Annotated in this window: 24 protein-coding genes; 23 read left to right on the top strand and 1 reads right to left on the bottom strand. The window is 43.8% G+C overall.

Annotation, left to right across the window (positions count from 1 at the left end):
• From CTER_RS16950 to CTER_RS16850, 20 genes are all read left to right on the top strand, one after another.
• Positions 1–1,289: 5'-nucleotidase C-terminal domain-containing protein (locus CTER_RS16950; RefSeq protein ID WP_004627375.1), on the top strand; the 1,289-nt coding region annotated here is incomplete at its 5' end.
• 133 nt (positions 1,290–1,422) lie between these two features.
• Positions 1,423–1,755 (top strand): PadR family transcriptional regulator, encoded by a 333-nt coding sequence (locus tag CTER_RS16945; RefSeq protein ID WP_004627467.1) that lies wholly within the window; start codon positions 1,423–1,425, stop codon positions 1,753–1,755.
• Positions 1,748–2,272: a DUF2812 domain-containing protein gene (locus CTER_RS16940; protein ID WP_004627493.1), complete on the top strand. Its 525-nt coding sequence runs from the start codon at positions 1,748–1,750 to the stop codon at positions 2,270–2,272. The genes CTER_RS16945 and CTER_RS16940 overlap by 8 nt, the downstream gene beginning before the upstream one ends.
• A gap of 33 nt (positions 2,273–2,305) precedes the next feature.
• A complete protein-coding gene (locus CTER_RS16935) occupies positions 2,306–3,202 on the top strand; it encodes an ABC transporter ATP-binding protein (protein WP_004627390.1) in 897 nt (298 codons plus the stop codon).
• Positions 3,199–4,497: an ABC transporter permease gene (locus CTER_RS16930; protein ID WP_004627365.1), complete on the top strand. Its 1,299-nt coding sequence runs from the start codon at positions 3,199–3,201 to the stop codon at positions 4,495–4,497. Before CTER_RS16935 ends, CTER_RS16930 begins: the two co-directional genes overlap by 4 nt.
• Positions 4,498–4,692: 195 nt before the next feature.
• Entirely contained in the window at positions 4,693–5,742 is a 1,050-nt protein-coding gene (locus tag CTER_RS16920) for a type I phosphomannose isomerase catalytic subunit (protein ID WP_004627404.1), read from the top strand.
• Between the two features lie 340 nt (positions 5,743–6,082).
• On the top strand, positions 6,083–6,796 hold the full coding sequence (locus tag CTER_RS16915) for an ABC transporter ATP-binding protein (protein ID WP_004627412.1): 714 nt from the start codon (positions 6,083–6,085) through the stop codon (positions 6,794–6,796).
• The gene (locus CTER_RS16910; RefSeq protein WP_004627391.1) at positions 6,784–8,340 is read left to right on the top strand and encodes a putative ABC exporter domain-containing protein; all 1,557 of its coding nucleotides are present in this window, start codon (positions 6,784–6,786) and stop codon (positions 8,338–8,340) included. The genes CTER_RS16915 and CTER_RS16910 overlap by 13 nt, the downstream gene beginning before the upstream one ends.
• A gap of 54 nt (positions 8,341–8,394) precedes the next feature.
• Positions 8,395–8,814 (top strand): pyridoxamine 5'-phosphate oxidase family protein, encoded by a 420-nt coding sequence (locus tag CTER_RS16905; protein WP_004627457.1) that lies wholly within the window; start codon positions 8,395–8,397, stop codon positions 8,812–8,814.
• 267 nt (positions 8,815–9,081) lie between these two features.
• Entirely contained in the window at positions 9,082–10,086 is a 1,005-nt protein-coding gene (locus CTER_RS16900) for an energy-coupling factor ABC transporter permease (protein ID WP_004627432.1), read from the top strand.
• 28 nt (positions 10,087–10,114) lie between these two features.
• Positions 10,115–10,921 (top strand): cobalt ECF transporter T component CbiQ, encoded by an 807-nt coding sequence (cbiQ, locus tag CTER_RS16895; RefSeq protein WP_004627478.1) that lies wholly within the window; start codon positions 10,115–10,117, stop codon positions 10,919–10,921.
• Positions 10,922–11,234: 313 nt separating this feature from the next.
• On the top strand, positions 11,235–11,996 hold the full coding sequence (locus CTER_RS16890) for an energy-coupling factor ABC transporter ATP-binding protein (RefSeq protein ID WP_004627440.1): 762 nt from the start codon (positions 11,235–11,237) through the stop codon (positions 11,994–11,996).
• Positions 11,997–12,058: 62 nt separating this feature from the next.
• Complete coding sequence (locus CTER_RS16885) at positions 12,059–12,487, top strand: DUF3842 family protein (RefSeq protein WP_004627430.1); 429 nt, start codon at positions 12,059–12,061, stop codon at positions 12,485–12,487.
• A gap of 341 nt (positions 12,488–12,828) precedes the next feature.
• Positions 12,829–13,023 carry a CooT family nickel-binding protein gene (locus tag CTER_RS16880; RefSeq protein ID WP_004627424.1) on the top strand — a complete coding sequence of 65 codons (195 nt, stop codon included), beginning with the start codon at positions 12,829–12,831 and terminating at the stop codon, positions 13,021–13,023.
• A 69-nt stretch (positions 13,024–13,092) separates the two neighbouring features.
• Positions 13,093–13,980, top strand: coding sequence for a tetratricopeptide repeat protein (locus CTER_RS16875; RefSeq protein ID WP_040761476.1), 888 nt, complete (start codon positions 13,093–13,095; stop codon positions 13,978–13,980).
• 134 nt (positions 13,981–14,114) lie between these two features.
• Complete coding sequence (locus CTER_RS16870; RefSeq protein WP_004627434.1) at positions 14,115–14,663, top strand: biotin transporter BioY; 549 nt, start codon at positions 14,115–14,117, stop codon at positions 14,661–14,663.
• Between the two features lie 147 nt (positions 14,664–14,810).
• Entirely contained in the window at positions 14,811–15,668 is an 858-nt protein-coding gene (locus CTER_RS16865) for a formate/nitrite transporter family protein (protein WP_004627398.1), read from the top strand.
• Between the two features lie 218 nt (positions 15,669–15,886).
• Positions 15,887–18,055, top strand: a complete 2,169-nt coding sequence (locus CTER_RS16860) for a DNA topoisomerase III (RefSeq protein ID WP_004627448.1) — start codon at positions 15,887–15,889, stop codon at positions 18,053–18,055.
• Positions 18,056–18,459: 404 nt separating this feature from the next.
• The gene (gene larE, locus CTER_RS16855) at positions 18,460–19,281 is read left to right on the top strand and encodes an ATP-dependent sacrificial sulfur transferase LarE (protein ID WP_004627384.1); all 822 of its coding nucleotides are present in this window, start codon (positions 18,460–18,462) and stop codon (positions 19,279–19,281) included.
• 13 nt (positions 19,282–19,294) lie between these two features.
• Positions 19,295–20,455, top strand: a complete 1,161-nt coding sequence (locus CTER_RS16850) for a trans-sulfuration enzyme family protein (RefSeq protein ID WP_004627422.1) — start codon at positions 19,295–19,297, stop codon at positions 20,453–20,455.
• A gap of 67 nt (positions 20,456–20,522) precedes the next feature.
• Here CTER_RS16850 and CTER_RS16845 read toward each other — a convergent pair whose 3' ends face one another.
• Complete coding sequence (locus tag CTER_RS16845; protein WP_004627469.1) at positions 20,523–20,969, bottom strand: RrF2 family transcriptional regulator; 447 nt, start codon at positions 20,967–20,969, stop codon at positions 20,523–20,525.
• A 506-nt stretch (positions 20,970–21,475) separates the two neighbouring features.
• Between CTER_RS16845 and CTER_RS16840 the strand changes: the two genes are divergently transcribed.
• The 3 genes from CTER_RS16840 to CTER_RS16830 all read left to right on the top strand — a co-directional run bounded on the left by CTER_RS16840 (position 21,476) and on the right by CTER_RS16830 (position 24,022).
• Positions 21,476–22,495, top strand: coding sequence for a methionine ABC transporter ATP-binding protein (locus CTER_RS16840; RefSeq protein WP_004627378.1), 1,020 nt, complete (start codon positions 21,476–21,478; stop codon positions 22,493–22,495).
• The gene (locus CTER_RS16835) at positions 22,485–23,144 is read left to right on the top strand and encodes a methionine ABC transporter permease (protein WP_004627367.1); all 660 of its coding nucleotides are present in this window, start codon (positions 22,485–22,487) and stop codon (positions 23,142–23,144) included. The genes CTER_RS16840 and CTER_RS16835 overlap by 11 nt, the downstream gene beginning before the upstream one ends.
• Before the next feature lie 68 nt (positions 23,145–23,212).
• Positions 23,213–24,022, top strand: coding sequence for a MetQ/NlpA family ABC transporter substrate-binding protein (locus CTER_RS16830; protein ID WP_004627479.1), 810 nt, complete (start codon positions 23,213–23,215; stop codon positions 24,020–24,022).
• The last annotated feature ends 172 nt before the right edge of the window (positions 24,023–24,194 follow it).

The raw sequence follows: 24,194 nt of genomic DNA, 5'->3' as shown, positions 1-24,194 counted from the left end.
ACAGGGAGAAGGTTGATATAATAATATGCCTGTCCCACTCCGGAACCTCAAAAGTGCGGTCCGAATCGGAAGACTGGCTGCTGGCAGAAAAAGTGCCCGAAATAGATGTCATAATCAGCGGGCACACCCATACCAAACTGGAAAGTCCTTTAATAGCAGGAAAAACTCTTATCGGCTCCTGCGGGGAATACGGTAATTATCTTGGTATAATTGATCTGAGGCAGGGAACCGACCGCCGCTGGGAGCTTGAAAAGTACAGTCTCAGGCCTGTTTCGGAAGATATCGAGTTGGATGCGGGCATATCTGAAGCTATTGAAAATTACAAGTCGGCTGTCCAGAAAGAGTATTTGGACAAATTTGCTTTAAAGTTTGATGAGGTTTTGGCAGGAGCTCCCTTCAGCTTTATTCCCACTGAAAAAATAGGGGCCGAATTTAAGGAAGAACCCCTTGGCAGTCTGATTGCCGACGGCTACATGTATTCTGTCAAAAAAGCTGAAGGGGCCGATTATGAACCGGTGGATGTTTCAGTCGTTGCTGCCGGAACCATGAGAGGATCTTTTGTCATGGGTGAAATCTCGGTGGGAGACGCTTTTATAGCCAGCTCGCTGGGAACAGGCCCCGACGGTGTTGCGGGCTATCCCCTCATTTCGGTTTACCTTACCGGAAGGGAGCTTATGGAGCTGTGTGAAGTGGATGCATCGGTATCCCCGCTGATGAGCAGTGCCCAGCTATATATGTCCGGCCTTGCCTATACCGTCAATCCAAACAGGATGATATTCAACAGGGTGACAGAGGCGCATTTGACAAGACCTGACGGAACGTCTGAAAAACTGCAGGAAAAGAAGCTATACAGGCTTGTGACAGGTTTGTATAATGCACAGATGCTCTCCATAGTAGGAGAGAAATCCTTTGGTTTACTGTCCCTTGTTCCAAAGGATAGGAAGGGCAATCCCATATCCGATTTTGAGGAGCATATAATTTACGATACTTCCAATTCCGACAAAAATGAGGTCAAGGAATGGTTTGCCATAGCCCAATACCTTAAAAGTTTTTCCGCGGTAAACGGAATCAGTCAGGTACCCGTTTATTACAGACAGCCTCATGGAAGGAAAGTAATAGATAACGATACCGGCCTGGGGGCTATATTGAAAAATCCCGGCAGGGTTGCTGTAAAGATATATATGATCTTATTGGCAGCCGTTATAATTACCGGTGCGGCAATTTATTTACTTTTGCGGCTGAGGCGGTATTTGCGGAATAAAAAAAGAAAATTTCCTATTATATTATAGAGTATATCTTGACGTGATATATCACGACATGATATACTCTATTTATGCTATATCACAGCTCGATATATTGAGCTGTGATATAGCGTTAAAAATATTTTAAAATAACATTTAATTCTGTCAGAGGAGATGGAATATGCGGGAGCAACTGAGAAAAACTTATATGCCAATGACAGAGTCGGCATATTATATACTGCTTTCATTGAAAGAGCCCAGGCACGGGTACGGCATTATTCTGTATGTCAAGGAAATAACCCGTGACAGAATAGGCCTCGGGGCAGGAACAATATACGGCACCCTCACCAAATTTGAAAAGGACGGATTGATTGAAACCGCAGGGGAAGAGGACCGAAGAAAGCTGTACCGGCTTACCGAAGACGGCTTGTGGCTTCTGGAGCAGGAATTGGACAGGATTGACGAGCTGGCCAGAAACGGGCATTGCATTATAGGGGGAAACAGTAATGGTTAGGATATGTAAAGTATGGTGGGCGTGGAATTATGAGGAGATTGAAAACTGGTTGGAAAAGATGGAGGCCAATGGCCTCAGACTTGTTGAAACACATATTAAGGGTATGATTTTTTATTTTGAGAAGTGCCAACCCTCTAACGCAAGATACTGTATAGACTACCAGACAAAGCTTACACCCGATTATCTGAGCATAATAAATGACGATGGCTGGAAGCTTTATCAAATAGGTATGGGCTGGTATATACTAAGAAAGGAATATCAGCAGGACCGCCCGGATTTATACACTGATTTTGAAGCACTTATAGAAAGAGACAAGTTGCTGCTGCTTATAACATTGATACTATTGGTATTTGAACTAGTGTCCCTGGGCAGCCTGGTATATAGCACCTGGAAGGAGCCGGTTATTGGGTGGATAGCTTATACAAGCATTTTTGGAGCGGCAGCCATATCCTTGTTTGTTTTCATTATCACCAATCTTGCTTTACAGATAAGAAAGTTTACGGATAAAAAGCGTTAAAATATAAAAAATAATTTTTAAGAGGTGAATTAATTGAGTTTAACGGTTGAAAATGTGTCAAAAAAATTCGGAGAAAAGCAGGTAGTCGACAATATCAGTTTTGAGGCCAGGGAACCGGGAGTTTTCGGACTGTTGGGCACCAATGGGGCGGGCAAGACAACCACTATCAGAATGATTTTGAATATTGTAAAGAAGGACAGCGGAGTCATTAAATGGGACAACAAACCTGTCACAGAGCAGATAAAAAGCTTTGGCTATCTTCCTGAGGAGAGGGGCCTTTATCCCAAGGTTAAAGTTTCAGAACAGTTGATGTATTTTGCAAGGCTTAGAGGAGTGAGCTCTCAAAAGGCCAAAAAGGATATTGATTACTGGCTGGAGAGACTGGAGGCTGCGCAGTATATAAATATGCCGGCTGAAAAGCTCTCAAAGGGAAACCAGCAAAAAATACAGTTTATAGCCTCTGTAATCCATGATCCCGAGCTGATATTCATGGACGAACCCTTCAGCGGACTTGATCCAGTCAACACCGATCTCTTTAAAGGTGTAATCTATGAACTTACCAGTAAAAATAAAATTATTATCATGTCCAGCCACCAGATGGCCACAGTGGAAGAATTCTGCAAGGATATAGTGCTTTTGAAAAACGGGAATACCGTATTGAAGGGAAACCTCAAGGAAATCAAACACAGCTACGGGAGAAACAATCTTATTATCAATTGTGAAGGTAATATTGCAGAACTGGCTGCAGAAGAAAATATCATCAGCTACAGGCAGAATGCCTCAGGCTATGAATTCAAGATCAGTGACGAAGAACAGGCATATAAACTGCTTGAAAAGATATTGAGCAGGAGGCTTTTACTGGATAAGTTCGAAATAAGGGAGCCCTCCTTGCATGAAATATTCATTGAAAAGATGGGAGAAGCAAAATGAGAGATTTTTTAGAAGTTTTTAAATACACATTTAAAGAAAACATAAGGAAGAAATCATTTATAGTTTCAACTGTTATCATACTTGTGATCTTAATTGCCGGTATGGTGATTCCCGCCGTCGTAGCAAATATCAAGGCTTCGGACGGCAATAATGCAACTGCTCCGGGCGCTGCGGCCTCAAATGAACCAAAAAGTATTTTATATATCCTGGACAAAAGCGGAAATTATTCAGATAAGCTCAATGTGTTTCAGGAACAGTTCGGGGAATATGACGTTAAACCGCTGACTGAAGACAGGGTTGACAGTGTCAAGTCGGAAATTGAAAAAGACGGAAAAAATTATCTGCTGATTATTGAGAATGAAAATGATAAACCCAGGATTGATTATTATACGCAGCAATATTCCGGGGGACCGGATATCAATGCGGTCAGAAGGATATTGGGAGATATCTACTCCACAAAGCTGCTTCAGGCCGAAAACGTCCCGGCTGAAACAATTACCAAAGCACTGGGAGACTTGAACGTAAATGTCAATGCCCTCGGAAAAAGTATGCTGGGAGCATATATCCTGGGTATAGTTATCGGAATGATCCTGTTCTTTGCAATTTATTTCTACGGCTATGGGGTATCAATGTCGGTAGCCTCTGAAAAAACATCGCGGGTTATGGAACTGCTGGTGACTTCAATAAAGCCTTCCAGGATAATACTTGGAAAAACTGCCGGAATGGGATTGCTGGGCTTGACGCAGCTTTCCATTCTGATGGTTGTCGGAATTGTTACCTATATTCTTGTGTTCCCGCGGAAATTGACCATTGAAGGAATGCCTCTGGAGTTTTCCAGTTTCACACCGCTTTCGGTAGTGCTGATCATTATTTACTTTATATTGGGGTATACCTTGTATGCATTGATGAATGCCGTAGTGGGAGCAACTGTCAGCAAGGCCGAAGATGTACAGTCTGCAATGATGCCCATGTCGTTTTTGTCGATAATTTCATTTTACCTGTCATACAGTACCTTTGCCATACCTGCCAGCAACTTTGCAGCACACGAAACCACCATGTCGAGGGTGATCACCCTGGTACCGTTCACATCGCCTTTTTCGGTTCCTGCAAGGCTGATGACGTCAAATATACCGCTGTGGCAAATCGGACTTTCGCTGCTGATCCTCATTGCATCCATATTTTTGATCGGCACTCTTTCAATCAGGTTATACGCCTTTGCTGTCCTGCACTACGGTGACAGACTGAAATTAGGCAGGCTCTTTGAAATGTCAAGGACTGAGAAAACAAATCAATAAACCTCAAAATGCAATGGGACTGTTTATTTGTTTATTTAGTATATTGCTAGAAGTACTTGTATGGAATATCATTGTAGTTGACAATAACCCGGCACCAATCATTTATTATTATCCTTTTAACTTCAGCAGATATATGCCGGAAAAAATGAAGCACTCTTTTGAAAATTTTTTAAAATAACCAGGAGGTTTATAAAAATGTACTATCCGATTAAATTTCAACCCGTATATAAGGCTTACATCTGGGGAGGACGCTATTTTGAAAAGTTTGACCGTGAACTGCCGGAGGGTATTCTTGCAGAAAGCTGGGAACTGTCCTGCCATAAAAACGGTGTAAGCATTGTTTCAAACGGGGAACTTGCGGGGAAATCCCTGCCCGACATAGTAAACGCAGATCCCGGGAACATACTTGGAACCAGATTTCCTGCCGATTGTCAGGAAATACCCCTGTTGATAAAATTTATTGATGCAAATGACAAACTGTCTGTCCAGGTGCATCCTGATGACAATTACGCTGCGGTATATGAGGGTGGCCTGGGCAAAAACGAGATGTGGTATATAATGGATGCAAAGCCTGGCGCCAAGCTGGTTGCAGGTCTGAAACCGGGAGTGACCAGAGAGGTGTTTGCCCGGGCCATAAGTGATAACCGAATTGAGGAATGTCTGCTGGAGGTTGAGGTACAGCCCGGGGATGTGATAAATATTCCGGCCGGTCTGCTGCATGCCATTGGCGCCGGTATAGTGATAGCCGAAATACAGCAGACTTCGGATACCACCTACAGGGTATTTGACTACAACAGGGTGGACAGCAGCGGAGTCGGGCGCCCTCTGCATCTGGACAAGGCTTTGGATGTCACAAACTTCGGCGCCGGCAGCAGGGATGTGAAAACAAACGGCATAAAGCTTAAAATAAATGAGAGCTGTACAAAAACCATATTCCTGGCGAACCGCTTCTTTGCCTGTGAGAGATACCAGTCGGAGGGCAGTATTGCCGAAAAGACCGACGGCAGTAAATTCTATATCTTCATATGCCTCGAAGGCTGCGGAACAATCAGTTCCGACAGTATGACCGTTGAATTCAAGGCGGGGGAAACGGTATTTATACCGGCTTCTTTAGGTGAATACCGGCTGGAAGGTAAATTCACCTCACTTAAAACTTACATACCCGATTTCAAAAAGGACATAGTGGAGCCAATGAGGAATGCGGGCTGCACCGACGAGGAAATATTTTACGTTTTGAGCCGCTAAAGGGACAATTCCTGCATTATGAAGTATAATGTATGTTACCCTCTATTGACAATGTACAATACGTTTTTGAGTGGTTAATTTGCCCTGCGGCTGCGTTAAAGCCGCTTGCAAGGCACAAAGCCTTACTGCACGCCTTTGCCTTGCCGCAAGCCAAATTATCTCACTCAAAAATCACCGACCTCGCGCCGAGATATTTTGGCAATTTTCGAGGAGGATGGACGCAGCCTTGCTGACGCAAGGCAAGGACGACGACAAAGAAAAGTGGCAAAATAGCCGGCGTGAGGCGTGTTATACATTGTCAATAGAGGGTAAACAACGTTAGTAATAGCGGAGGAAACCTATGATAACCATTAATAACCTGACCAAGACCTATAAGAATTTCAAGGCGGTGGACAGTATATCTCTCACGGCAAAACCGGGAGAGGTCACTGTTCTGCTGGGGCCGAACGGTGCGGGGAAATCCACTACCATCAAGAGTATTGCAGGGCTTTTAAAATTTGAAGGGGATATAACCATTTGTGATTTTCCCAACAAAACAGTGGAAGCAAAAAAAGTGTTCGGATACATTCCGGAGACTCCGGCCCTGTATGATTTTCTGACTCCATGGGAACATGCACAGTTTATTGCAAAGGCGTACAAGCTGGACGATACCTGGGAACAGAAAATCAAGACCATATTCGAACGCCTGGAGATTTACGACAAAAAGGACAAGTATGTGAGGGAGCTGTCAAAAGGAATGACGCAAAAGCTCAGCATTGCAATTGCACTTTTAATAGATCCCAGAGCCGTTCTGTTTGATGAGCCCCTGGTAGGTCTGGACCCCAAAGCTATCAACGAGGTGCTCAAAATATTTGAAGAACTGAAATCCGAAGGAAAGAGTATTCTGGTCAGCACCCACATCATAGATACCATTAATGAGGTCTGGGACAGGGCATATATAATGAATAAGGGTAAAATTATCCGTGATATTTCGAGGGACGAGCTGGAGGGAAGGGATCTCAAAACTATTTTCTTTGAACTTACGGAAGGAGAAACTGAAGAATGCGGGCAATGATGTTTTTACTCCGGAAATCCTATGCCAATAAGCTTAAGCGTGCTTTCTCCAGCTTGTTGTCCACTGTCCTGACAATACTTGCCGTAGGAGGCGTAGGGCTTACTTTTGTGATGGCCTTCAGGATCGACAGGCCATTGGTATCAGGGGCAGGAGCAGAAACCATACTGGCGGGTCTGGTGCTGATGATCGGACTGATACTCTACAACAGCTTTTTATCGCGGGATACGGGAATCCTGACAATGGCCGATGCCACCTATATGTTTACCGGGCCTTTTGAAAGAAGGACCGTTCTGGCGTACATTATTATATCAACCGCACCCGGAGCCGCTCTGACAGGCTTTTTCATATGCTTCTACATACCGTATTTTTTGGGCTCGCTGCTGACAGTTCCAAAATTTTTGGTTGTTCTGCTATTAATTAGTTTGATGTTTGGTTGTATTTACCTGTCATATTATTACATATATATTGTTGATACTGAAAAAACAGGCTTTAAAAAGAAGGCAAGATATGTTCTCTTTGCCTTTATAGGTCTTCTTGCGGCAGCCTTTGTCGTTCAGATGCTTGCTAACGGTCTCAGTATAACAGCCGCAGGAAAAAAATATTTTACACATTGGTGGTACAACTGGGTACCACTTTTCGGGTGGACAAAATGGGCAATAAATTCACTGCTTACAGGAAATTATCTTACGGGCCTACTGCCGGCAGCTTCCCTTCTGGTACTGACAAACATTGCATTGGGCATAGCCCTGTACAATGTCAAAGCGGATTTCTATGAAAAAACTCTTGAGGATTCAACCAACCTTCAGAAGCTGATGGAGGATTACAAGGCGAATGGAAGTGCCGACGCCCGCTCTCTGGCAAAGTTAAGGAAAAAAGCCTCCTTTGTGCGGTATTATGAGGGCGCGGCTGCAATATTTTCTAGACAGGTGCTTGAGAATAAAAAAATCAGTTTTATGTCCAATATGAGACAGGTATTCGTTGGGATTTTTTATATTATTATAGGAAAAGTGTTCGGACTGGACTTCAGCTTTGTTTTTGCGATGGTGAGTTTCGGTGCTCTGTCCATGTCTCTTGGGGATTCCTGGCACAGGGATTTCAAAAAGCCGTATGTATATCTCATTCCGGCCGGCTCTTTTCAAAAGGTGGTATTTTCAGTACTGCCGGGTTTGATCAAGTCGGTATTGAGCGGAAGTGTCTCCATAGCTCTCGGAGCATTGGTGTTTAATATAGGTGCACAACAAATTTTAGCCTATGTAATTATATTTGCAAGTTTTTCGATACTGTTTGTTTTCGCGGAGGTTTTCACCTACAGGATAATCGGCGGGGGTGCAAGTGCCATGGTAGTGGCATTTATGAGGATACTCTTTGTAATGGCCACCTGTATTCCGGCATTGGCAGTACTGATTGTTGTCATGATACTGTTCCAGGGTGTTCCGGACCTGCTGACCATATCCCTGGGCATGCTGGGCATCAATATTTTGTCCAGCGCCCTGCTGGCATTCTTCAGCAGAGGTATATTTGAAAAGAGCGAGCTGATGTCATAAAATAGTTATAATACTAAAATATTCACTGATGAGATGAACCTGGAGGTGCAATTGATGAACAGTATGATTTTTGAAAAAGCTGTTGCTCTGGTAGAACGGAGCTTTACAGGTGTTTTGGGGACAGTCGAGAAGAGCGGTATACCCCAGCAAAAAGCCATGATAAAAACTCAGGCCGTGGGCTTGAAAGAATTTTGGTTTTGTTCGAATACCTCATCAAAAAGAGTGCAGCAAATAAAGGATAATCCCAATGCAAGCCTGTACTTTTTTGATGAAGCGACCTTTGAAGGCTTGATGCTCACAGGCATTGCCCAAATCTCCTATGATGACGAAAAAAGGAAAAGTTTTTGGACCGAGGAAATGAAAATGTATTACCCGTTAGGCTGCTATGATCCTGATTTTGCGCTGGTGAAATTTACGGCGCATAAGGCTAACTACTATCATGGCCTTAAGAACTATGATTTTGACATTGAATAACTCCGGCTTACATAAAAATAATTTTTTAATATAGTCGTGAGTCATTAAAAATTGTTCGTTTGACATGAAAAAAATTTTATTATAGAATAACTATGAAAATGAGATCAGGAAGGTCTCAACTGCAAAAAGATATTTTACAGATACGGTGGTTAACCGGCTTGTAATTTGATTTTTCTTAAATACCAATTGTTAAAACTCAATTAGACCCATGAAGGGCTAGCAGACTAACCCTTTTGGGTCTAATATTATTTTGAGGAGAGTTTTATTATGCATATGGGAGACGTTTTGATATCTCCGGAGGTCGGAGGTACAATGCTGGTTGCAGCTGTGGGAGTAGCAGCTGTTTCAATCAAAAAAGTAAAGGAAATGGATGAGAAAAAGCTTCCCTTGATGGGTGTAATGGCAGCCTTTGTTTTTGCATCGCAGATGATCAATTTTACCATACCGGGGACCGGTTCCAGCGGACATCTGGGCGGGGGCCTGCTGCTGGCAATACTGTTAGGGCCTTACGCGGGATTTTTATCCATGGCTGCAATACTGCTCATACAGGCTTTGTTTTTTGCCGACGGGGGCTATCTGGCCTATGGCTGCAATTTGATAAATATGGGCTTTTATGCCTGCTTTATTGCATATCCGCTTATATATAAATTTATTACCAGGGCCAAAATGTCAAGGACGAGAGTAATCATCGGAAGTATTACAGCAAGCGTTATAGGTCTTCAGCTGGGGGCCTTCAGTGTTGTGCTGGAAACCCTGCTGTCGGGGAAAACCGAATTGCCCTTTTCACAGTTCGCGGGAGTCATGCAGGGAATACATCTTGCAATAGGGCTCGTGGAGGGAATTGTCACAGCGGCAGTAGTATCCTTTGTCCTGAAGGTAAGACCCGATATTGTGGGAGAAACTGCCCCAAATGGCAGCAGGAAAAGCAATAAGACAATTATAATAGGTTTTCTGGCAGCAGCCCTTGTTCTGGGCGGAATAGTATCCCTGTTTGCTTCGGCAAATCCCGACGGTCTGGAATGGTCGGTGGGAAAGGTAACGGGAGCGGAGCTCCAGGGAAATTCACAGGTACATGAAGCACTTGAAAAAGCACAGGAAAAGACGGCTGTTCTTCCGGATTATGGTTTCAAAAGTCAGCCGGGTACAGGCGGTGAAGCTGCCGGTACGGTGGTTTCAGGTATAGTGGGTTCGGGAATCACACTTGGAGTGATTGTGCTGATAGGTTTTGTGATAAAATACTTTAAGAGAAGGAAGCCGGGGCGGATCGGATGATCAGCCTCGTGTGGAGATGGAGACGCAGATGGCGGATATAATAGGTTCGGTAATGGAAGTAAAGCATATTGACGAGCTTTCAAAACAGAAAAATCCTGTAAATAATATTCATCCTCTTTTCAAACTGATCCTGACATTGGTTTATATTTGCGTTCTCGCCTCCTTCAGCAGATATGAGGTTATCGGACTTCTGCCTTTTATCCTTTACCCTGTGGTAATTATACTGGTATGTGATATTCCGTTAAATAAAATTTTTAAAAGGGTTCTTTTTATAGAACCCTTTATAGTAATTACCGGAATACTCAATCCGGTTTTTGATAAAAATTTGGTTGAAATAGGTGGCTTTGTGGTGTCCGGGGGCTGGCTTACCTTTTTTTCACTGGTCATAAGGAGCACACTGATGGTAACGGCAGGCTTCCTGCTGATTGCTACCACAGGCATAGATGATATTGCCAAAACCTTAAGCCTGTTAAAGGTCCCGTCAGTGTTCGTCCTGTTGTTCCTATTGACCTACAGGTATATTTTTGTGCTTATGGACGAAGCGGGCAGATTGCTGAAAGCATACTATATGAGGGCTCCCGGTCAATCCGGAGTGAGGGTAAGAGTTTGGGGCTCCATGGTAGGGCAGCTGCTGATAAGAACTTATAACCGTGCTCAGACCATTTATCAGTCAATGGTTCTGAAGGGTTACAACGGCAGGTATAATTCTGTGGCCGGAAAGCGGGTAAAGACCGGGGATGTGGTTTATTTTGCACTGTGGCTGGCATTTATTGCGGCAGTGCGCATATACAATATACCGCTCCTGATTTCGGCACTGGTGGCCGGGAACATCTAAAACGTATATGATCCGGCGGGGAAAATTTTCTCGGGACAAGGCGGAACCCATTTGGACTGGGGTTTTCCAGCAATATATTTCATCAAAAATAAGGCAAATGTCAAACAGAAGGCAAGGAGCAATGCTTTGCTTTTTATTTTGTCCAAATTTGGATATATTTTTTAATTGTTGCATATTCCCGGGTGCCGGTTTCCGATAAATATTCCGGATGGATGTGTGGGATAATTATAAAGTTTTCAATTATTATTGATAAGTTATCCGCGATTGTTTAAAATTAAGGATGATATAAATTTCGAGCAGTGAAAGGAAGATTATGAGCCATCATAAAGTTGAACTTAAAGAGGTAAGCTTCTCATACGCCGACGGACATCAGGCTCTGGACAATGTTTCCTTCCTGCTTGGCCACGGTGAGTCTGTTGGAATAGTGGGTGCCAACGGAGCGGGAAAATCCACTCTTTTATCTGTTTTGACAGGAATACAGTTTCCTCAGAAGGGAACAGTCAGAGTGGGGGATTTGCCGGTCAATAAAAAGACCCTGCCAGAGGTGAGAAGAAGTGTTGGTCTGGTTTTCCAGGAACCTGACGATCAGCTGTTTATGACCTCGGTATATGATGATGTTGCCTTTGGCCCCAGAAATTACAGGCTGGATGAAGAAGAGGTCGACCGGAGAGTAATGGAAGCTCTCGAAGAGGTGGGAATTACCCATTTGAAGGACAGACCTCCCTATAAGCTCTCGGGGGGCGAAAAGCGTCTGGCTGCCATTGCGGCAGTTATTTCAATGAAGCCCGATATATTGATTATGGATGAACCCACTGCATCTTTGGACCCCAGGGCAAGAAGAAAAATAATGAATATACTGAAAGGCTTCAGCCATACAAAGATAATTACAAGTCATGATCTTGATATGATTATGGATATGTGTACAAGGACAATTGTTCTGAAACAGGGTAAAATAGCAGCCGACGGCAATACCGGAGAAATATTGAGCAATGAAAAGCTGATGGAGGAATGCGGCCTTGAAATACCTCTGGCACTCCAGAATTGCCCTGTATGCCGGTCGTCAAAAGCAATTTGATATTATAATATTTAAATGAATTTAGGTAATCAGTGCTCACCTGAAAAAGAAATGGAGAGAAGATGAGAATAGCGGTTATAGACGGGCAGGGCGGAGGAATCGGTAAACTTATTGTAGAAAAGCTTCGCATTGCCTTTGGAAATGACATCGGTATATTGGCCATGGGCACCAATGCACTGGCAGCATCTCTGATGCTGAAGGCCGGAGCAAATGAAGGAGCTTCAGGGGAAAATGCCATTGTGTACAATGCTCCGAAGGTTGATATAATTATAGGTTCGATAGGGATAGTATGTGCTAATTCCATGCTGGGAGAACTGACACCTGCAATGGCCAGGGCAATATCGGAAAGTGATGCGGCAAAAGTGCTGATTCCCCTTAACAGATGCAATATATTGGTTGCCGGTATAAAAGAGGAGCCACTTCCCCATTACATAGACGATGCCATTGCAATAGTGGGAAAATTGCTGGGGGATGTACCCCGCAGGAATTGAGCATATAAACTCCTTTATTCGCTTTATAGCGGATGAGGGAGTGAAGAGATTTCATTACAGTTTTGTGGCCGCTGTTGCGGCTCAAAGCCATAACATGTCAAAGCCATAAATGGCTTGGGAGGTTAGCTTGAAAGACTTCACTTGCGTTCGTCTTCCAAAACTAACCTGTGAATTTATGGCCGTGCGAAATATTCAAAGTATTTACCGAATACTTTCGAAAGCGCACATGGCCAATTAACCTCCTTTATTCGCCTTATAGCGGATGAGGGAGTGAAGAGATTTCATTACAATTTTGTGGCCGCTGTTGCGGCTCAAAGCCATAAATGGCTTGGGAGGTTAATATGTGTGAAGCAAATGTATACCTTGTGGATGAAACAGGGAAAGAGGAATTGATCCTGGATTCGGTGGATAAGGTGATTCCGGATGAAAACGGAATTACACTTGAAAACATTTACAGTGAAAGAAAAACCCTAAGGGCAAGGATAAAACTGATGGAACTGGTGGAACATAGAATAATACTGGAGAATCTAGACTAACTAATGCACAGGACAGTGATGAATTTGTATCTTTTTACATTTAAATTTTTATATTTATTGGCGGGAGTATTGGTCAATAATTTTCCGAGGCTCTCACTGGGCTTATACAACAGGGCAATTGATGTCTACCTGAAAAAGGGTTTGAATTTTGATTTCATTGAAATCCTGCTGGATATAGCTATCAATCTGGATATACTTGGAATGAAGGACCAAGCGGTGCAGTCCTACAAAAAAGCAATTGAAATTAATCCCAATGAGGCTAGGGCGTACTACGGACTGGCCATTATTTATGACGATAACAGAGAATTCAGTAAGGCCATTGAGTTCTACCAAAAAGCCATAGAGCTTGACCCTTACTATTCCAAAGCTTATTTCTTTATGGCCAATGCCTTCGACGAAAACGGACAGAAGCAGGAAGCCGCCCAATATTACGAAAAAGCGGCTGAACTTGATCCCACTCACTTTTGGGCCTTCAACAACCTGGCGGCGGTCTATGAGGAAACCGGGCAGTATGATAAGGCTTTAGCTGCAATACGCAAGGGCCTTGAACTGGAGCCCGAGCATTTCAAAGCTCTTTTTAACGCCGGAGTGATTATGAACAGGCTGGGGTATCCCAGGAAGGCTGTAGAATATTACCGGCAGTCGCTGGAGAGAAATCCCAGGTATTCCTACACATATTTGAACCTGTCTCTGATACATCTGGAGGAGAAAGATTATCAAAAGGCTGTTGAAGTAATATCCAAAGGTATAAAGTATGTGCCGGAGGCATCCTTTCTGTATTATAACAGGGCATGCTTTTACGTGCATCTGGATATGTATGACCTGGCTGTGAAAGATTTGATAATTGCCTCAGACATGAGCCGCGAGCTTGAAGAGTACATGTGGAATGACAGGGAACTGGACCCCCTAAGGGATTTGAAATTGTATAAGGAGCACTTTAAAGCAACCGTATCCTGATTGAAAATAAATCGTTCTGTTGCGTTAAAATGTGATATAAGCCCCATTGTCAACCAAAAGTTTATGTTTTGGTTGACAATGGGGCTTATATTGGTTTACAATACCAATATAATTTACATATCGGAGGTTAACCAATGAAAGCAAAACATATTATTTTTGCAGGATTATTTGCCGCTTTGACGGCTATAGGCGCGTTTATAAGGATTCCTTTACCATATGTCCCCCTGACACTGCAGGTGTTCTTCTGCCTGCTTTCAGGCATCCTGCTGGGGGCCAGGCTGGGCTTGCTCTCCCAGATAGTCTATATTTCAGTAGGACTGATCGGTCTGCCGGTTTTCACGGCGGGAGGAGGCCCCGGCTATGTTCTCAACCCGACTTTCGGTTATCTGGCAGGTTTGATTGTATGCGCCTTTGTAACAGGAAAGCTCTCTGAGCGCCTGACAAAAATCTCGGTTTTAAAGCTATTTTTGATTAATATTCTCGGTGTTCTGATAATATATGCCATAGGAGTTCCCTACCTGTATTTGATAAAGAATCTCTACCTGGGAGCTGAAACTCCGCTGTCAAAGGTACTGTATGGGGGATTTCTGTTGACGGTACCCGGTGATATTCTAAAGAGCTATCTTGCGGCTCTTATTGGAGTCAAACTGATTCCGGCTGTTAAAGACATAATTACCAGATAAATAAAGAAGCAATGAATATGCAAAGTTAAATGGAGTAAGAGCACTATTTAAATATTTTTATTATTTGGTATAATAACTTAGACACTACAATTAAAGCTGTAGCTTAATTAAAATATTTATACGAAAAAGCAGGGGTAAAATAATAGTATGCCGGATAATGATACATACAAAAATTTTAATATACTGGCACCTGATCAAATAGCTGAACAGACGGTTGAAAACGGATATAAAAAAGCCAATACCAGGGTCTCCAGGCTTTTTGTACTTGGAATACTTGCGGGGGCCTTCATTGCGTTTGCCTCGGAAGGCTCCAATGCCGCAATATACAACATCCCCTGGGCGGGTGTCGGTAAAACTCTGGCAGGAGCAATATTTACAACAGGGCTTATGATGGTGATTGTTGCGGGAAGCGAGCTCTTTACCGGAAATACCCTGATGGTGGCCGCCCTGGCTCAAAAGAGAATAACTCTCGGGAGTATGCTGAAGAACTGGATTACGGTATATGCAGGTAACTTTATGGGAGCGGTGCTGATAGCCTGGCTTGTTTTCATGTCGGGGCAGCTTGACTTCACAGGAGGACTCCTGGGCGGCTTCACTATCAAAACCGCAGCCTATAAGGTATCCCTGAGTTTTTCAAAAGCCTTTATCATGGGTATATTGTGTAACTGGCTGGTCTCTCTGGCAGTGTGGATGGCCTATGGTACAAAGGATATGGCAGGAAGGCTTCTGGCCATATTTTTCCCCATATGGCTGTTTATAACCTCAGGCTTTGAGCACTGCGTGGCAAACATGTACTATATTCCGGCGGGAATACTTGCAAAGTCCAATCCGGAATGGGTTAAAAATGCCATTTCCCTCGGGGTAACACCCGAAAAGATAAGTCATCTGACCTGGGGCAGCTTTTTCACCCACAACCTGATTCCGGTCACTCTGGGAAATCTTGTGGGAGGAGTCGTATTTACCGGAATGGCATACTGGTTTGTCTATCTGTTCAGAAAGAACTAGAGGCTTGTAACATCTGAATTCATACATTGCCGGCGGTTAAAATCCTCCGGTACAATACATTTGATATATTAAATGCCAGGGCGCGGAAACAGTGGAATTACAGACTTGTTTCGGCGCCTTTTGTCATGTTTGCATGAATAAATGAAGTATATATGTTAAAATAATAAAGAGCATTTAGTATTGTTGGAAATTTAATAGATTGAGAGGTTTACACATAGATGGGAAAAACTTTAGTACTTGCAGAAAAACCTTCGGTTGCCAGGGATCTGGCAAAAGTTTTAGGCTGCAATCAAAATGGAAACGGCTGTATCATGGGTTCAAAATATATTGTGACCTGGGCGCTGGGCCACCTTGTGACTCTGGCAGATCCGGAAGCTTATGGCAATAAGTATAAGGCCTGGAACCTGGAGGATCTGCCCATGCTCCCCAACAAGATGGAGCTGGTTGTCATAAAGCAGACTTCAAAACAGTTTGGTGCCGTAAAGGCTCTTATGCACAGGGAGGATGTTGACGAGCTGGTAATTGCCACAGATTCGGGGAGAGAGGGAGAGCTTGTCGCCAGGTGGATAATCCTCAAGGCCGGCTTCAAAAAGCCTATAAAACGGTTATGGATCTCCTCCCAGACAGACAAGGCAATCAGGGAGGGTTTTGCAAATCTGAAGCCGGCGCGGGAGTACGACAATCTTTTCTATTCGGCTCAGAGCAGATCGGAAGCCGACTGGCTGGTAGGCCTCAACGTGACCAGGGCGCTCACCTGCAAATACAATGCCCAGCTGTCTGCCGGGAGAGTACAGACTCCCACGCTTGCCATGATTGTGGCGCGCGAGGAGGAAATCAGAAAATTCGTTCCGAAGGACTACTGGACCATTACGGCGCAATTTAACGGCTTTACGGTTCAGTGGCAGGACAGGGCTACAAACCAGACCCGTACCTTCAGCAAAGAACAGGCAGACGGAATTGTCAGGAAAATAACCGGACAGACCGGTGAGATTGTTGAAGTCAGGAAGGATATGAAGAAGGAACTGCCGCCTTTGGCCTATGACCTTACGGAATTGCAGAGGGATGCCAACAGAAAGTATTCCTATTCCGCAAAGCAGACCTTGAATATAATGCAGAAGCTGTATGAGACCCACAAGCTGGTCACATACCCCAGAACTGATTCCAGGTATATAACCGAGGATATTGTGCCCACACTTGCAGAAAGGTTGAGAAGTATTGCAGTGGGACCATATGCCAGACCGGTGCAGGGTATTCTGAGGAACAAACTCAGTGTGACAAAGCGCTTTGTTGACAACAGCAAGGTTTCGGATCATCATGCCATCATACCTACTGAGCAGTATGTCAACCTGTCTGCTCTCAGCACCGAGGAAAGAAACATTTACGATTTGATTGTAAAGCGCTTCATAGCAGTTCTCAGCAGCCCCTTTGAGTATGAGCAGACCACCGTAAGGCTCGACCTGGCAGGAGAAAACTTTACCGCCAGGGGCAAAATAGTCAGGGCCTGGGGCTGGAAAACAGTTTACGAAGGCTTTGGAAAGCTGGAGGAAGACGGTGAGGAAGAGGAGGATGACCAGTCACTGCCTGAGATTCAAAAAGGGCAAAAAGCAAAGGTGCTCTCTCCTAAAGCAGTAAACGGAAAGACAAAGCCTCCTGCAAGGTATAACGAGGCCACACTGCTGTCAGCCATGGAGCACCCGGGAAAGTTTGTTGACAACAAGGCCCTGAAGGAAACCCTGGAAAGCACCAGTGGTTTGGGAACTCCTGCCACAAGGGCCGATATAATTGAGAAATTGTTCAATACCTTCTATATAGAGCGCAGAGGAAAGGAACTCCACCCCACTTCAAAAGGGATTCAGCTTGTGGGCCTTGTTCCGGAGGATCTCAAATCGCCTGAGCTCACAGCAAAGTGGGAGCAGCAGCTTGCGCTGATAAGCAAAGGCAGGGTGAGCTCGGCCGCATTTGTAGGTGATATGAAGGGCTATGCCTCAAAGCTGGTAGGTGCGGTAATAGCAAACTCGGAGCAGTTCAGGCATGACAACGTCACCAGGGAGAAATGCGCAGAGTGCGGAAAATACCTGCTGGAGGTTAACGGCAAGAAGGGTAAAATGCTGGTTTGCCCTGACAGGGAATGCGGTTACAGGAAAACGGTGACCCTGGTATCCAATGCCAGATGCCCCCAATGCCATAAGAAAATGGAGATCCGCGGGGAGGGTGACAACAAGTCTTTTTACTGCGCCTGCGGGTACCGGGAAAAGCTGGATGCCTTTAAAAAGCGCAGGGGAGACCAGGTGGACAAAAGAGAGGTTGCCAGGTTCATGAGTCAGCAGGATGCCGCAGAGCCCATTAATTCCGCCCTTGCCGATGCACTGGCCAAGTGGAAGAAATAGTGACTATAAGTTAATGGGCGGAAAAATCCATGGATTAATATAATTTATAGTGCGCGAGTACAACATCAATAAATGGATGCTCCATTAAAAGTACATGCCTGAAATTGTAGGCGAAACCCCAAGTGTTTTAGCTGGCAAATCGAGACACGATGTCGAGTGTTCTGCGACAGCAAAAACACTTGGGGTAAGCTGTACAAATTTCAGGTGTGTACTTTGTGAGCACCATTTATTGATGTTCGTACGGGAGCACTATAATAATATTTTCTATGCATATTATTTTTTGGTTGCTTTTGCAATTGACAATGGCAACAAATTTATAGTATCATCTTAATAATTTACATAGGAATACTAGGAATTTATTGGTGCTTTAATAAGTATATATATAAATTAAAGGAGTAAATAAAATGAGCGTACATGATAAACTGGAAAATCTAAAAAATATAATAAAGAATCGAAACAGTGCTGCCGTGGCTTTTTCAGGCGGTGTTGACTCAACCTTCCTGCTTAAGGTTTCAGCAGAGGTGCTCGGGGACAAGGTTGTAGCAATTACCGCACATTCGTCGACCTACCCTGAAAGGGAATTGCGTGAAGCCAAGGAATTCGCCAAACAAAATTCAATCCGCCACAGGGTTATCATATCGGAAGAACTTGATGTGGAAGGATTTTCGGATAATCCGGTCAACAGGTGCTACCTTTGCAAAAACGAGCTTTATGAAAAAATAAAGGCAGTTGCCGATGAAGAGGGTATGGAGTATATTTTTGAAGGTTCGAATGTGGACGACCTGGGAGATTTCAGACCCGGAATGCAGGCTGTACGCGAACATGGAGTAATCAGCCCCCTGAAGGAAGCACAGCTGACAAAGGAAGAAATACGGACCCTCTCAAAGGAAATGGGACTTAATACCTGGGATAAGCAGGCATTTGCCTGTCTATCCTCAAGATTTCCCTACGGAGAAAAAATCACTAAGGAAAGACTTCAAATGATAGACCGGGCCGAGCAATTTTTGCTGGATTTAGGTTTTAAACAGGTAAGGGTAAGATTTCACAAGGATATTGCCAGAATAGAAGTAACTCAGGATAGCTTTGAAAAAATAATTGAACCTGCCACAAGGGAAAAAATATACACGGAATTCAAAAACATAGGTTTTATGTACACAGCTCTGGATTTAAAGGGATACAGGACTGGAAGCATGAATGAAGGACTGAGCCAGGAAGAAAAGAAATAATCCGGAGGTATGTATGGAAACAAATGACTGTCAAAACACAACACAAATGGATACCAAAGTAGTACATGGCTGCAAAGGTTATGATTCACATACCGGTGCCATAAGCTTTCCGATATATCAGAGTGCCACCTTCAGGCATCCGGGATTGAGCCAGACAACCGGTTACGATTACTCCAGGCTTCAGAATCCGACCCGTGAAGAATTGGAAAACACAATGGCCATATTGGAAAACGGCAAATATGGTTTTGCTTTTTCCAGCGGCATGGCTGCCATATCTTCGGTACTAAAAATGTTTTCTCCCGGACAGCATATAATTGTTTCGGATGATCTCTACGGGGGCACTTACAGAATATTTGAAGAGGTTTACAAAAATTACGGGCTGGAGTTCAGCTATGTGGATACCAGCGGGATGGAAGCCATAGAAAAGGAATATAAGGCCAATACAGCGGCTGTTTTTATAGAGACGCCTACAAATCCCATAATGAAAGTGGCCGATATAGGTTTGATCGCCCAATTGGCCAAGTCCAGGAATTCCTTGTTCATAGTGGATAACACTTTTCTGACCCCGTATTGCCAGAGACCTTTGGAGCTGGGGGCGGATATTGTTATTCACAGCGGAACAAAATATTTGGGAGGCCATAACGATACTCTGGCAGGCTTTGTGATCCTGGAAGACGATGTTTTGGCAGAAAAGCTGAAGCTTATTCAGAAATCCGAGGGTGCGGTACTGGCACCCTTTGACAGCTGGCTGCTGCTGAGGGGGATAAAAACATTGGGCATAAGGCTTGACAGGCAGCAGCAAAACGCCATGGAACTTGCCAAGTGGCTGAAAGAAAATAAAAATGTTAAAAGGGTATATTATGTGGGCCTGCCGGAGCATGAAGGCTATGAAATATCCTTAAGGCAGGCATCGGGATTCGGTGCCATGATCTCCTTCGAGGTGGCCTCGGCTGAGCTGGTGGAAAAGGTACTCAGCAGGATAAAGGTAATCATGTTTGCGGAAAGCCTGGGAGGAGTGGAGAGTCTGATAACCTACCCAATGCTGCAGACACATGCTGCGGTACCCGAAGAGATCCGGAACAGGCTGGGTGTAAATGACAGGTTGCTGAGACTTTCAGTGGGGATCGAAAATGTAAAGGACCTGATAGCCGATCTGGAACAGGCGCTGGAATAAGGCAGTAAACCATAAATTTAAATGTGAATAGATATAAACAAAAAAGCAGGCATAATAAATATGCCTGCTAAATGTAAAACATAAATTCTTCTCCGCTTTTTGCCTTGTCAGCTTCGGCAACAAGGTCGCTCAGGGTAACTTTTCCCAGGGTGGTAACCACAGCATTGTCCAGGTTATCCCATATAAGATTTTTTAAAGAACTCTCGATTTCCATCGCTTCATCCGAAACGGAACGCTCTGTTTTTTCAAACAGGCTTATCTCAACAGCCTGCAATATTTCCAGAACTGTAATCTTTTCAGATGGCTTTGAAAGCTGGTAGCCACCCTGCGAACCTTTTATGGATGTAACAAGCTTTGATCTTTTCAGCAGTGAAAAGACCTGTTCAAGATATATTTTTGAAATACCCAGTTTTTCCGCAATGCTTATAACTGTAACAAACTCACCGGTACTTCCCAGCTGGGCAACGCTGATCATTGCCGCAAGGCCGTACCTGCCCTTTGATGAAATCCTCATATATTCTCCATTTCCGGCATGGATGATTTATGCCATATTCCAGCAGTCTGTAAAGGATGGATTCATATATTGCCGGCGGTTAAATTTTTCCGGGACAATAGACGTTTTAATATTACAGTCTGCATAGTAATATTTATTATTAAGTATGCTCATAATTATGGAATATTATGTCATAGTAATTATATATGTTTTATTAAATCATATATAATTATATGTGTCAACTCCTTTTAAACTGATTACATTGACAAACTGGTTCATCCCAAATATACTTTTATTTGGGGAATTCACACATATCATAGTATTCATATATGATTTATAAAAAATATATTGACAAATATTTGTTGGTAATCTATACTAAAGAAAACCGACAGAAGACATATATGAATTATATGAATACTTTAAGCTTGTGGTAATTTATAATATGTTTGCTTATCCGGCTACTTCAAAACCAGTCATCTATTGTTTTATATGACGGTTTTGGCGTGCTTATGAGTACTGGAGGTTGTATGCATACGAAAAACAATATCATAGAAATCAAATCGCTGACAAAGATATTCTATACAAAGGAAAGAGAAGTAAAAGCCCTGGAGAATATCGACCTTTCCATAGGGGAAGGCGCGGTTTATGGAATCATTGGAATGAGCGGGGCCGGTAAAAGTACCCTGGTACGGTGTATAAACTACATTGAGCGGCCCACAAGCGGAACAATAGTAGTGGACGGAAAAGACCTGTCTCGGCTGAATGAAAGAGAACTGAGGGAAGTCAGGAGGTCCATGGGAATGATCTTTCAGCAGTTCAATCTGCTTATGCAGAGAACGGCTGAGGAGAACATCACTTTTCCGCTTGAAGTTTCGGGGATGAAAAAGAATGAAGCAAGGATGAGAGCAAAAGAGCTTCTGGAAATAGTCGGGTTATCCGACAAGGCGGCTGCATATCCCTCCCAGCTTTCGGGCGGACAGAAGCAGAGAGTAGCAATAGCCAGGGCATTAGCTACAAATCCCAAGGTGTTGCTGTGTGATGAGGCCACTTCGGCACTGGATCCTTCAACCACCAAATCGATTCTTGAACTTTTGAGGGATATAAATAAAAGGTTGGGAATCACAATAGTGATAATAACTCATGAGATGAGTGTTATAGAGCAGATCTGTACGCATGTGGCCATAATCGACGAAAGCGGCATTGCTGAAACAGGAGCGGTTTCGGAAGTGTTTTCACATCCAAAGACTGCCGCTGCTCAAAGACTTGTATTTCCGGATGGAAAAAGGATTAGCCAGCTTATAGGAAGGCGCTGCTGCAGAATTGTATTTGAAGGCAGTTCCTCCTTTGACCCGGTTATATCAAGGATGATCCTTGAATGTAAGGCCCAGGTGAATATATTGTTTGCCGATATGAAGGATATTGACGGGAAGGCATTCGGACAGCTGGTATTACAGCTGCCCCGGGAGGACGAAGTATCCGACAGGATAATCCGTTACCTGCAATCTCAGGATTTATCAGTTGAGGAGGTAAACGGATATGTGGGATAGTTCAACAGTCACAATGATTTTAATGGGTCTTCTGGAAACCCTGTACATGACATTGTTTTCCACTTTGCTTGCTTACGTGCTCGGGCTCCCTCTGGGAGTATTGCTGGTGACCAGTGATAAAGACGGAATAATGCCGCTGCCGAAACTGAATAAGGTCCTGAATTTCATAGTAAATATTTTACGTTCGGTGCCTTTTCTCATTTTACTTATAGCCGTTATACCTTTTACCCGGTTCATCATCGGGACAACGATTGGTTCAACAGCTACCGTGGTTCCGCTTGTAATAGCGGCAGCGCCGTTTATAGCCAGATTGGTTGAGTCCTCCATCAAGGAGGTTGACAAGGGGGTTATAGAAGCGGCCGTTTCAATGGGCTGCAGTCCTTTTCAGATAATATACAAGGTAATGATACCCGAAGCGGTACCATCTCTGATAGTAGGGGCGGCAATAGCCACAACCACCATACTGGGTTACAGTGCCATGGCAGGTATAGTCGGGGGAGGCGGTCTGGGTGATATAGCCATCCGGTTCGGCTACTACAGATATCAGAAGGACATTATGATAGTCACTGTTGCACTGCTTGTAGTTGTTGTACAGGTGGCACAGGAAGTTGGGATGCTGATCGCCAGGAAGCGCGACAAGCGGAAGTGATAAACAAAGCAATAAACAAAATTGCATTGGCATAAAAAATAAAACATAAAAATTAGGGGGACAACAAAATGAAGAGAAGATTATTGGCTCTGGTTTTAACATTAAGTTTTATAGCAGCCGGAGTTTTATCAGGCTGCGGTTCACAAACCAAAAAGCTGGTCGTGGGAGCGTCAGTTGCTCCGCATGCAGAAATCCTTAAGCAGGTGGTGGATGTACTGAAAGAAAAGGGGATAGAGCTTGAAATCAAGGAATTTACAGACTATGTACAGCCAAATCTGGCTTTGCAGGACAAGAGTCTTGATGCAAACTACTTCCAGCACCTGCCATATCTTGAGGACTTCAACTCAAAGAACAAGACAGATTTGGTATCGGCAGGCAATATCCACTACGAACCCTTCGGTTTGTATCCGGGGAAAATCAAATCTCTTGATGCCATACCGGACGGAGCAACAATTGCCGTGCCCAATGACACAACAAATGAAGCAAGGGCGCTTCTGCTGCTGGAAACAGCAGGTTTAATCAAGGTAAAACCGGATGCGGGCCTGAATGCAACTGTAAAGGATATAACAGAAAACCCTAAGAACATCCAGATAAAGGAACTTGAAGCTGCTCAGATCTCAAGAGCATTGCCTGATGTAGATCTGGCGGTTATCAACGGAAACTATGCCATAGAAGCTGGCTTCAATGTGGCAACGGATGCTCTGGCAAAGGAAAATGCGGATTCCGTTGCGGCCCAGACTTTTGCCAATATAATAGCCGTACGCAAGGGCGATGAGAACAGGGAAGACATCAAGGCTTTGATAGAAGCTCTGCACAGTGACAAGGTACAGAAGTTTATTGAAGAAAAATACAAGGGTTCGGTTGTCGCAATATTTTAATTGACCCGATAATATCTGAAAAGAGCTTGCTAATTGTGTTTTTAAGTTAGCTTGCTCTTTTTTTGTTTGCTGAAACTTAAAGTCAATTCTGGTATTTATATTGCCAAAGACCATGAGGGTTGTTAATATAGAACTATTATAGGATTTTATTACATATTATTAACAGGTGAGC

The organism is Ruminiclostridium cellobioparum subsp. termitidis CT1112 (assembly GCF_000350485.1).
In the GTDB taxonomy this organism is placed as follows: domain Bacteria; phylum Bacillota; class Clostridia; order Acetivibrionales; family DSM-1351; genus Ruminiclostridium; species Ruminiclostridium termitidis.
This window is presented reverse-complemented; position numbering and strand designations above follow the sequence as displayed.